Here is a 9,288-nt window from a genome sequence, read left to right as displayed (position 1 = left end):
CTCGTACTGGGTGTACTTGGGTGCTTTGGCGGTGCGTCCAGGCGGGATGCATCGGGCCGCGACGGGGCAAAGGTTGCCTGTTGCGGCACTAGGTCCTGTCCGGTCGATCATGAGCGGAGCCAGATGGCCAGTGCCGCGACCATGACCGTGCCGAGGAAGACGTAGACGCGCTTGTCATATCTGGTCGCGACGGCGCGGAAGTTCTTCAGCTTGTTGATCGCACGCTCGACGACGTTGCGTTTCTTGTACCGCTCTTTGTCGAATCCGGGCGGCCGGCCGCCGGCGCTTCCCCGCTTGCGGCGGTTCGCCGCCTGGTCGGCCTTCTCGGGGATGACGTGCGGGATCGCTCGTCGTCGCAGGTAGCGGCGGGTCCGACGGTTGCTGTACGCCTTGTCGGCGCTGACGCTGTCGGGCGTGGTGCGAGGCCGGCCAGCCGTCATACGCGGAACCCGGATCTTGTCCATGACGGGCTCGAACTGAGTGCAGTCGGCGCGCTGTCCCGGCGTGATGACCAGGGACAACGCCCTGCAGTGGCCTTCCGCGCTCAGGTGGATCTTGGTGGTGTGGCCGCCCCGGGACCGTCCGAGGGCCTCTCCGGCCGCACCACCGCCACCAGGCAGTTGAACAGTTCCGTCCACACCCGAGCGTTCCTGATCGCGTGCGCGGCGCCCCCTTTGAGGACCGGCGGTGCATGGCGGGCTCCGGCCGCGTGGTGGTGCGCACGGATCGACGTGGAGTCGACGGAGATGTCCCAGCCGATCCCACCGGCGGCATCCGCCTCCGCCTGGACCCGCTGGAGCAGACGCTCCCACGTCCCGTCCGCCGACCAGCGACGATGCCGCTCATGGACGGTCTTCCATGAGCCGTAGCGCTCCGGAAGGTCCCGCCACGGCACGCCCGTTCGCGTCCGGTACAGGATGCCGTCGATGACCTGCCGATGGTCCCGCCACCTGCCACAACGCCCGTTGCTCACCGGCAGCAGCGGCCGGAGCCGCTGCTGCCGATGGTCCCGCCACCTGCCACAACGCCCGTTGCTCACCGGCAGCAGCGGCCGGAGCCGCTCCCACTGGCTGTCAGTCAGATCACCCCTACTCCCCATAGTCGTATCAACGACTCAACTGATCGGCAGGACACGGCCTAGTCAGGTCGCGCTGCGGTCGTGGGTGGGGGCGAACAGGCGGTGCATGGCTTCCGGCAGGTCGCCGGGGTGCGCCACCGGGTGGTGGAAGTCGAAGCGGACGTCCAGCGGGGCGGCCGGGTCGGTGGCGAGCAGGCGGACGCGGAGGCCGTGGCGGTCGAGGGCGACGGGGAGGACCTCGCGGAGGTGCTCGGGCCGGAACGGCGGGGTGCCGGGGCGGGGCAGGGCGCCGGCGCCGAGGAGGAGGAGCTGGTCGGCGTGGGCGGCGGCCAGGTGCTGGAGCAGGTGGGCCTCGTCGGCGGCGACCGGGTCGGGGGTGGCGGCGGTCAGGCCGGCGGGGTCGAGGCAGCACTCGGAGCCCCACAGGTCGTCCAGCGCCAGGTGGTCGATGTCCAGGCGCAGCAGGACGCCCCCGCCGGTGGGCGGCGTCTGGCCGGGGGAGCGGGTGAGCAGGCCCTGGGCGTGCAGCCGGCCGCGGATGCGGTGCGGCAGGGCGACGGGGGCGACGTCCACGCACTCGAGTTCGGCGGTGAGGGGGCCGCGGGCGAGGGCGGTGATCCGGTGCAGGGCGGACTCGCGGCCGACCAGGACGGCCACCGTGCCGTCCGGCCGCAGGGTGCACCGGACCTGTGGGGGCAGGCCGGGGCGGGCGGTGAGGTCGGCGCCGCGGATGTCCAGGACGGCGGAGGAGGCGAACTCCAGCAGGGTGCGGGCGCGTTCGGCGGCCGAAGGCGAGCGGCGGGCGGGCTGGGGCAGCACGGGAAGCCTCCTGGTTGCTTAGGTGAGGCTAACCTAAGTCAATGGGAGGTCGGGCGTCCAGCCATGGTGACTCAGCCGTCGATCGCGGAGGGCGGTGCGCCCAGCATGCGCAGCACCAACTGCCCGTAGCGGCGGCCCAGTTCCTCCGGCGACTCGCTGCTGCGCTCGCTGTACCAGCGCGAGACGTCGATGCCCAGCGAGGTGACGGCGCGGGCCGCGGTCCGCTGGTCGGGCACCTGGAAGGCGCCGTCCGCCACGCCGCGCGCGATGATCCGCAGCACCGTCTCCTCGATCCGGATGCGCAGTTCGGCGACGGCCGCGAAGTCCTCCTCGGGCAGCGCGTGCAGCTCGTGGTTGACGATCCGCCCGACCGTGTGGCCGCGGGCGTGCCAGGTGGTGAAGGACTCGGCGAGGGTGCGCATCTGGGCGACCGGGTCGGTGGCGGAGGCCTCGGCGTCCTCGACCAGGTTCAGCGTCGTCTGGTGTCCGGCGCGGGAGATCTCGGCGAGCAGGGCCGCCTTGGAGGGGTAGTGGATGTAGAGCGCGGCGGGGCTCATGCCGGCGGCGGTGGCGATGTCCCGGGTGGTGGTGGCGTGGTAGCCGCGGCGGGCGAAGGAGTCCACGGCGGCCAGCAGCAGTCGCCGCGCTGCCTCGGTGCGCTCCCCGGGCCACAGTGCGGCGGTCGCTGGGTCGTTCATGGGGCAATCCTCGCAGACGGTTCGGGCCGGTCCGGGCGGGTGGGCTGTTGACAGTGTCGCCCGCCGCCAAGATGCTAAGCAAGCGCTTAGTCAAGTCGTCGGTGCGAGGGTGGCGCCGGCGCGAGGCGGCGGAACCATCCCTGGCAGCAGATCCGAGAGGTACGGCGATGACAGTGTCGTTCAAGGGCAAGGTGGCGGTGGTCACCGGAGCGAGCCGCGGCATCGGCCTCGGCATCGCGCGCGAACTGGTGCAGCGCGGCGCCAAGGTCTGCATCACCGCCCGCACCCAGGAAACCCTGGACGAGGCGGTGCGCGAACTCGGCGGCCCCGACCACGCGTTGGCGGTGGCCGGCAAGTCCGACGACACCGCGCACCAGGAGGAGACCGTCACCCGGGTGATGGAGACCTTCGGCCGGCTCGACCTGCTGGTCAACAACACCGGCATCAACCCGATCTACGGCCCGATCCTGGACACCGACCCGGTCGCCGCCGCGAAGATCCTCGCCGTCAACGTGCTCGCCCCGCTCGCCTGGACCCGCCGCGCGCACGCCGCCTGGATGGCCGAGAACGGCGGCGCCGTGGTCAACGTCGCCTCCATCGCGGGCATCCGCGCCTCCAACGGCATCGGCATGTACGGCGTCTCCAAGGCCGCGCTGATGCGGCTCACCATGGAACTCGCCTCCGAACTCGGTCCCGACATCCGGGTCAACGCGGTCGCCCCCGGCGTGGTCAAGACCCGCTTCGCCGAAGCCCTGTTCGAGGGCCGCGAGGAGAAGGTCGCCCGCGCCTACCCGCTCGGCCGCCTCGGCCTCCCCGAGGACGTGTCCGGCGCCGTCGCGTTCCTGCTCTCCGAGGACGCCGGCTGGATCACCGGCCAGACCCTGGTGGTGGACGGCGGCGTCACCCTCGGCGGCGGGCTGTGACCGGCGGCCAACCCCGCTTCGACGCCGGCGGGATCGGCGCCGTCGTCACCGGCGCCGGCCACGGCATCGGCGCGGCCCTCGCCCGCGCGCTGACCGAGGCCGGCGCCCGCGTCGTGGTCAACGACCTCGACCCGGACGCCGCGCACGCCGTCGCCGACGAACTCGGCGCGCACGCCGCCCCCGGCGACGCCGCGAGCGCCGAGGGCGTCGCCGCGCTGATCGACGCCGCCCGCGCCCGCCTCGGCGCCATCGACCTGTACTGCGCCAACGCGGGCGTCGCCACCACCGGCGGCCCCGACGCCCCGCCCGAAGCCTGGGAACAGGCCTGGCAGGTCAACGTGCTCAGCCACGTCCGAGCCGGCCAACTGCTGCTCCCCGACTGGCTGGAGCGCGGCCGCGGCCGCTTCCTGGCCACCGTCTCCGCCGCCGGGCTGCTCACCATGCTCGGCTCCGCCCCGTACGCCGTCACCAAGCACAGCGCGCTCGCCTTCGCCGAGTGGCTGTCCGCGACGTACCGGCACCGCGGCGTCCAGGTGCACGCGCTGTGCCCGCAGGGCGTGCGGACCAGGATGCTGGACGGCACCGGCGAGTACGGGCAGGCACTGCTCGCGCCCACGGCGATCGAGCCCGCCGAGGTGGCCGAGGCCGCCCTACGGGGCATGGCGGCGGGCGAGTTCCTGATCCTGCCGCACCCCGAGGTCGCCGACTACTACGCGGCCCGCGCCACCACCCCCGACCGCTGGCTGCACGGCATGAACCGGCTCCAGCAGCAGATCGAGGACCGGAAGGAGGCCCGATGAGAGCCTGGCAAATCGCCGAACTCGGCGCCCCGCTGGACGTGATGAAGCTCGCGGAGGAGGCGGACCGCCCCGTCCCGGGCGAGGGGCAGCTGCTGGTCCGGGTCCGGGCCGCCGCCGTCAACTTCCCGGACGCGCTGATGGCGGCCGGTCTCTACCAGGTGCGCCCGCCGCTGCCCTACACCCCCGGGGTGGAGCTCTGCGGCGAGGTGGCCGAGGGCCCGCGCGCGGGTGAACGCCTCATCGGCACCGCCGAGTTGCCCGCCGGGGCGTTCGCCGAGTACGCGCTGATGAACGCCGCCACCGCGCTGCCCGCACCCGACAGCCTGGACGACGCCGAGGCGGCCGCCCTGCTGATCGCCTACCAGACGGCGTGGTTCGCGCTGCACCGCCGGGCCCGCCTGGCTGCCGGCGAGACGCTGCTGGTGCACGCGGCGGCCGGCGGCGTCGGCAGCGCGGCCGTGCAACTCGGCAAGGCCGCCGGGGCGTTCGTCATCGCCGTGGTCGGCGGAGCGGAAAAGGTTGACGCGGCAAGGAAGTTGGGTGCCGACCTGGTGATCGACCGGAAGTCCGAGGACTTCGTCGCCGCCGTCCGGACCGCCACCGCGGGCCGGGGTGCCGATGTGGTCTTCGACCCGGTCGGCGGCAGCGCCTACACGGGCTCCACCAAGTGCGTCGCCTTCGAGGGCCGGATCGTGGTGGTCGGCTTCGCCTCCGGCGAGATCCCCGCGCCGCCGCTCGGCCACGCCCTGGTGAAGAACTACTCGGTGCTGGGCCTGCATTGGGGCCTGTACGTGGCCAAGGACCCGGGGGCCGTCCGGGACTGCCACGACGCCCTGACCGCGCTCGCCGACACCGGGGTGGTCCGCCCGCTGATCTCCGACCGGGTCCCGCTGTCCGGCGCCGCCGAGGCCGTCCACCGGGTCGCCACCGGCGCCAGCACCGGCCGGATCGTCGTCCTGCCGTAACTGCCAAGAAGGGGCGGCCCGTTGGGGCCGCCCCTGCTCCGTGCTCAGCGGTACTTCTTCAGTTCCCGCCGCGCCAGCGAGCGCTTGTGGACCTCGTCCGGGCCGTCGGCGAGGCGCAAGGTGCGGTTGCCGGACCAGAGTTGGGCGAGGACGGTGTCCTGGCTGACGCCGGCCGCGCCGTGCGCCTGGACGGCCTTGTCGAGGATCCACTCGACGGTGGACGGGACGGCGATCTTGATGGCCTGGATCTCGGTGTGGGCACCCCGGTTGCCGACGGTGTCCATCAGCCAGGCGGTCTTCAGCACCAGCAGCCTGGCCTGCTCGATCCGCACCCGGGCCTCGGCGATCCAGTCCTGCACCACGCCCTGGTCGGCCAGCGGACGGCCGAACGCCACCCGGGAGTTGACCCGGCGGCAGGTCAGTTCCAGCGCCCTCTCGGCGATGCCGATGGCCCGCATGCAGTGGTGGATCCGGCCCGGCCCGAGCCGGGCCTGGGCGATCGCGAAGCCGGAGCCCTCCTCGCCGAGAAGGTTGGCCGCCGGGACCCGGACGTCGTCGAAGACGATCTCGGCGTGCCCGCCGTGGTCGGCGTCCTCGTAGCCGAACACCCGCATGCCGCGCAGGACTTGCACTCCCGGGGTGTCGCGCGGCACCAGGATCATCGACTGCTGGCGGTGCACCTCGGCGTCCGGGTCGGTCTTGCCCATCACGATGAGGAGTTGGCAGTTCGGGTTCATCGCCCCGGTGATGTACCACTTGCGGCCGCTGACGACGTACTCGTCGCCGTCCCGCTCGATCCGGGTGGTGATGTTGGTGGCGTCCGAGGAGGCGACGTCCGGCTCGGTCATCGCGAACGCCGAGCGGATCTCGCCGTCCAGCAGCGGGCGAAGCCAGCGTTCGCGCTGCTCGGCGGAGCCGAACTGGGCGAGCAGTTCCATGTTGCCGGTGTCGGGGGCCGCGCAGTTGACCGCCGCCGGGGCCAACAGGACGGAGCGGCCGGTGAGTTCGGCGAGCGGCGCGTACTGGAGGTTGGTCAGGCCGGCGCCGTGCTCGCCCGGCAAGCTGTGTTTGTCCACAAAGAACAGGTTCCACAGGCCGCGGGCCTTCGCGGTCGCCCGCAACTCGCCGATCACCGGCGGGATCGCCCACGGCTCGCGCTTCGGGTCCTCCAGCTGCTCGGCCAGTACCGGCTCGGCCGGGTACACGAACTCGTCCATGAACGCGCCGAGTTCACCCAGCAGGTGGACCGTCCTGGCGTCGTACGCGAAATCCATTTCCTCAGCCCTCCACCGACGTGCGTCCGAACTCCACGAACAGCGGCACCATGTCACCGACCCGGTCGAACCCGGCGCCGACCGTGCCGCCCTGGGTGAACCGGAAGTGGATGCCCTCCAGGACCACCGCCAGCTTGAACGAGGCGAAGCCCACGTACCAGCCCAGCCCGGAGACGTCCCGGCCGGACAACTCGGCGTAGCGGCGCACCAGTTCCTCGGTGCCGGGGAAGCCGGGGGCGAGTGCCGCGCCGGGCAGTACGCCGTCGAAGCGGCGGGCCAGTTCGGTGTACATCACCAGCAGGCCCAGGTCGGTGAGCGGGTCGCCGATGGTGGACATCTCCCAGTCCAGTACCGCGGTGATCCGGTCGTCCGGGCCGACCAGCACGTTGTCCAGGCGGTAGTCGCCGTGCACCAGCGCGGGGGCGGGGGAGTCGGGCAGGGTGTCGGCGAGGCGCTGGTGCAGCTCGTCGATCCCCGGTACCTCGCGGCTCCGCGAGGCGTCCAACTGCTTGCCCCAGCGGCGCAGTTGGCGCTCCAGGAAGCCCTCGGGGCGGCCGAATCCGGCCAGGCCGATCGCCTCTGGGTCGAGTGCGTGCAGGGCGACCAGGGTGTCCACCAGCTGTTCGCCGAGGCCGTGCACCCGCTGCTCGCCGAGCGCGGCCAGCGTCTTGGCGTCCCGGTGCGCGGTGCCCTCGACGTACTCCATCAGGTAGAACGGCGCACCGATCACCGTGTCGTCCTCGACCAGCAGCACCGGGTCCGGCACCGGCACGGCGGTCGGCGCCAGCGCGCCCAGCACGCGGCACTCGCGGGTCATGTCGTGCGCGGTGGCCAGCACGTGTCCGAGCGGGGGCCGGCGCAGCACCCAGCGGGAGACGCCGTCCTCGACCAGGTAGGTCAGGTTCGACCGGCCGCCCTCGAACCGGCGGGCCGTCAGCGGTCCGGCGGTGGGTGCGGGCAGGGCGACGTCCAGGTGGGCGCGCAGCCTCTCCAGGTCGAGTCCGGGTGGAGCGGCGGTGGTCATCGGGGGCACCTCGCAGAGAAACGTGGGCTGACTAAGCGCTTGCTTAGGATTGCCCCGGGGGCCCGAGTTGTCAACGAGCACCGCCCGCCCGGCAAAGGAATCCGGACGGGCGATGCGAGCGGCGGGGGTTCAGCGGGCCACGGCGGCGGCCACCCGTTCGCCGAGCGAGCGGTCGACATTGCGCCAGTACTGGAAAGCGCGTTCCAGCACCGGCGCGGACACGCCGTCCTGCAGGTGCCCGGCGATGTTGGCGACCAGCCGGTCCCTGGCCGCGTCGTCCATCACCTCGCGCACCAGCGTGCCGGCCTGCCCCCAGTCGTCGTCGTCCCGGTGCACCGGATACGCCTCGCGGACCATCTGCCCGGCGACGTCCCACCCCAGCGGCGCACCCCACAGCTCCGGGTCGGCGGCCGGCCCGCCGTAGGAGTTCGGCGCGTACGGACGGGCGGTGCGGGCCGCGTCGAACCGCATCGCGCCGTCCTTGGCGTACGAGTGCACCGGCACGTGCGAACGGTTCGGCGGCAACTGCGCGTAGTTCGTGCCGATCCGGTGCCGGTGGGTGTCCGGGTAGGAGAAGATCCGGCCGAGCAGCATCTTGTCCGGCGAGACGCCGATGCCCGGCACCAGGTTGGACGGCTCGAACGCGGCCTGCTCGATGTGGACGAAGTGGTCCTCCGGGTTGCGGTTGAGGGTGAACCGGCCGACCTCGATCAGCGGATAGTCGCCGTGCGGCCACACCTTGGTCAGGTCGAACGGGTTGAACCGGTAGCTCCAGGCCTCGTCGAACGGCATCACCTGGACGTGCAGCGTCCACGACGGAAAGTTGCCGCCCTCGACAGCCTCGAACAGGTCGCGCCGGTGGCAGTCGCCGTCCACGCCGGCCAGCCGGTCCGCCTCCGCCTGCGGCAGGAAATCGTTGCCCTGATCGGTCCTGAAGTGGTACTTCACCCAGAACCGCTCGCCGTCCTCGTTCACCCAGCTGTAGGCATGCGAGGAGAACCCGTCCATGTGCCGCCAGTTCTTCGGGATGCCCCGGTCGCCCATCAGCCAGGTCACCTGGTGCGCCGACTCCGGCGACAGCGTCCAGAAGTCCCACTGCATGTCGTGGTCGCGCAGGCCGTTGTCGGGACGGCGCTTCTGCGAGCGGATGAAGTCCTGGAACTTCATCGGGTCGCGGACGAAGAACACCGGCGTGTTGTTGCCGACCAGATCGTAATTGCCCTGCTCGGTATAGAACTTCAACGCGAAACCGCGCGGGTCGCGCCAGGTGTCCGGCGAACCCAGCTCGCCCGCCACCGTGGAGAACCGGGCCAGCATGTCGCAGCGCTTGCCCGGCTGGAACAGGTCCGCCCTGGTGAACCGGCTGACGTCCTGCGTCACCTCGAAGAAGCCGTACGCGCCACTGCCCTTCGCGTGCACCACCCGCTCCGGCACCCGCTCCCGGTTGAACTGGGCCATCTTCTCGACCAGATAGTGATCGTGCAGCAGGATCGGGCCGACCGGGCCCGCCGTCAGCGAATGCTCGTCGCTCTCGACCGGGACACCCGCGTTGTTCGTGGTGAACGGGACGTGCTGGGACATCGGGGCAACTCCTCCTCGGGCACCCCGCCGGGCGCCGTAGCCGCGCGGCGGCGAGGATCGTCCACCGCGACTGCCTACCACTCGAACACCGGCCCCCGCCGCCCACAACCGCAGACCCGCATCTGA

General features: G+C 72.1%; 8 protein-coding genes and 1 pseudogene. 3 read left to right on the top strand and 6 right to left on the bottom strand.

The genetic code is table 11. The features are described from left to right. Positions 1-107: 107 nt before the first annotated feature. The 3 genes and pseudogenes from ACIHEI_RS27810 to ACIHEI_RS27800 all read right to left on the bottom strand — a co-directional run bounded on the left by ACIHEI_RS27810 (position 108) and on the right by ACIHEI_RS27800 (position 2,595). Positions 108-1,099, bottom strand: a pseudogene (locus ACIHEI_RS27810) (IS5 family transposase). Positions 1,100-1,141: 42 nt separating this feature from the next. Further along, complete coding sequence (locus ACIHEI_RS27805) at positions 1,142-1,897, bottom strand: DUF2470 domain-containing protein (RefSeq protein ID WP_396608524.1); 756 nt, start codon at positions 1,895-1,897, stop codon at positions 1,142-1,144. 71 nt (positions 1,898-1,968) lie between these two features. Then, positions 1,969-2,595: a TetR/AcrR family transcriptional regulator gene (locus ACIHEI_RS27800; protein WP_396608523.1), complete on the bottom strand. Its 627-nt coding sequence runs from the start codon at positions 2,593-2,595 to the stop codon at positions 1,969-1,971. Positions 2,596-2,762: 167 nt separating this feature from the next. Here ACIHEI_RS27800 and ACIHEI_RS27795 point away from each other — a divergent pair, with 167 nt between their 5' ends. The 3 genes from ACIHEI_RS27795 to ACIHEI_RS27785 are packed head-to-tail and all read left to right on the top strand — an operon-like array spanning position 2,763 to position 5,283. Continuing rightward, positions 2,763-3,518, top strand: coding sequence for an SDR family oxidoreductase (locus ACIHEI_RS27795; RefSeq protein ID WP_392948154.1), 756 nt, complete (start codon positions 2,763-2,765; stop codon positions 3,516-3,518). Further along, on the top strand, positions 3,515-4,318 hold the full coding sequence (locus ACIHEI_RS27790; protein WP_396608522.1) for an SDR family oxidoreductase: 804 nt from the start codon (positions 3,515-3,517) through the stop codon (positions 4,316-4,318). Before ACIHEI_RS27795 ends, ACIHEI_RS27790 begins: the two co-directional genes overlap by 4 nt. After that, positions 4,315-5,283: an NADPH:quinone oxidoreductase family protein gene (locus tag ACIHEI_RS27785; protein ID WP_396608521.1), complete on the top strand. Its 969-nt coding sequence runs from the start codon at positions 4,315-4,317 to the stop codon at positions 5,281-5,283. The genes ACIHEI_RS27790 and ACIHEI_RS27785 overlap by 4 nt, the downstream gene beginning before the upstream one ends. Before the next feature lie 44 nt (positions 5,284-5,327). On the opposite strand, the gene ACIHEI_RS27780 is transcribed toward ACIHEI_RS27785, so the two are convergent. From ACIHEI_RS27780 to ACIHEI_RS27770, 3 genes are all read right to left on the bottom strand, one after another. Continuing rightward, positions 5,328-6,557 carry an acyl-CoA dehydrogenase family protein gene (locus ACIHEI_RS27780; protein ID WP_396608520.1) on the bottom strand — a complete coding sequence of 410 codons (1,230 nt, stop codon included), beginning with the start codon at positions 6,555-6,557 and terminating at the stop codon, positions 5,328-5,330. Between the two features lie 4 nt (positions 6,558-6,561). Beyond that, positions 6,562-7,581 carry a phosphotransferase family protein gene (locus tag ACIHEI_RS27775; protein ID WP_396608519.1) on the bottom strand — a complete coding sequence of 340 codons (1,020 nt, stop codon included), beginning with the start codon at positions 7,579-7,581 and terminating at the stop codon, positions 6,562-6,564. A 129-nt stretch (positions 7,582-7,710) separates the two neighbouring features. After that, positions 7,711-9,162 (bottom strand): catalase, encoded by a 1,452-nt coding sequence (locus ACIHEI_RS27770; RefSeq protein WP_396608518.1) that lies wholly within the window; start codon positions 9,160-9,162, stop codon positions 7,711-7,713. Between the last annotated feature and the right edge of the window lie 126 nt (positions 9,163-9,288).

Source organism: Kitasatospora sp. NPDC051984 (assembly GCF_044593455.1).
GTDB lineage: Bacteria > Actinomycetota > Actinomycetes > Streptomycetales > Streptomycetaceae > Kitasatospora.
Note: the sequence above shows the minus strand (reverse complement) of the source record. Positions and strands in the feature narration are given on the sequence as shown.

What these genes read in the sequence shown, in the direction of transcription:
- ACIHEI_RS27785 (WP_396608521.1), top strand. Translation starts at nt 4,315, where the DNA reads ATGAGAGCCTGGCAAATCGCCGAACTCGGCGCCCCGCTGGACGTGATG.
- ACIHEI_RS27780 (WP_396608520.1), bottom strand. Translation starts at nt 6,557, where the DNA reads ATGGATTTCGCGTACGACGCCAGGACGGTCCACCTGCTGGGTGAACTC.
- ACIHEI_RS27770 (WP_396608518.1), bottom strand. Translation starts at nt 9,162, where the DNA reads ATGTCCCAGCACGTCCCGTTCACCACGAACAACGCGGGTGTCCCGGTC.
- ACIHEI_RS27800 (WP_396608523.1), bottom strand. Translation starts at nt 2,595, where the DNA reads ATGAACGACCCAGCGACCGCCGCACTGTGGCCCGGGGAGCGCACCGAG.
- ACIHEI_RS27795 (WP_392948154.1), top strand. Translation starts at nt 2,763, where the DNA reads ATGACAGTGTCGTTCAAGGGCAAGGTGGCGGTGGTCACCGGAGCGAGC.
- ACIHEI_RS27775 (WP_396608519.1), bottom strand. Translation starts at nt 7,581, where the DNA reads ATGACCACCGCCGCTCCACCCGGACTCGACCTGGAGAGGCTGCGCGCC.